Source organism: Bradyrhizobium sp. Kon58 (genome assembly GCF_055807455.1).
In genome coordinates, this window is sequence record NZ_JBVVOT010000407.1 from 1 (window position 1) to 278 (window position 278).

The following is a 278-nucleotide window of genomic DNA, read 5'->3' on the forward strand; positions in this document are numbered from 1 at the left end:
GGGCTTGCTCCCGATTGCGGAGCAACAGCCAACAGATGTATTGACTGACACACTGCTATCGGGGGCAAGCCCCTCCCACATTTGATACGGGTTATCCCATCGCCTCCACCAAGCTGCTGATGAACACAGCGCTGTCCACAATGCCGTCATGGTCAGTCTCGATCATCACCGAGCGCTCGATGCGGCCCTGGCTGATCACGCTCGCCATCTGCTGCTCGATCAGGTCCTTTAAGCGCCCTGCCCGACTCATGGACGCCCACCAGCAACTGACTGGCGCC

At 59.7% G+C, this 278-nt stretch carries 1 protein-coding gene; it reads right to left on the reverse strand.

Annotation, left to right across the window (positions count from 1 at the left end):
- Positions 1-91: 91 nt before the first annotated feature.
- A partial coding sequence (locus AC0L20_RS40945) for a hypothetical protein (RefSeq protein WP_473295816.1) occupies positions 92-278 on the reverse strand: 187 nt, incomplete at its 5' end.